Here is a 301-nt window from a genome sequence, read left to right as displayed (position 1 = left end):
CTACGCACGGTTACCAAGCGTGCTGAGGGTACCTTTGAAAGCCTCCGTTACTCTTTTGGAGGCGACCACCCCAGTCAAACTACCCACCACGCAATGTCCTTCTAAAAGAAGTTAGGCTCCAAGTAAGTAAAGGGTGGTATTTCAACGTCGGCTCCACCAACACTAGCGTGCCGGCTTCAAAGCCTCCCACCTATCCTACACATTACTTACTCAAAGTCAATACGAAGTTATAGTAAAGGTTCACAGGGTCCTGTCTCTTACACACATCTCCGCGCCCACGAGGCTCCTCTGCATCGCGGGG

General features: G+C 51.5%; 1 rRNA gene. It reads right to left on the bottom strand.

Features of this window, described 5'->3' with window-relative positions:
- Positions 1 to 250, bottom strand: a 23S ribosomal RNA gene (locus tag ACPYOJ_RS35060); the annotation flags it as partial.
- Positions 251 to 301: the final 51 nt, after the last annotated feature.

The sequence above is a fragment of the Rhizobium sp. SVR5-9E genome (assembly GCF_056755095.1).
This window is presented reverse-complemented; position numbering and strand designations above follow the sequence as displayed.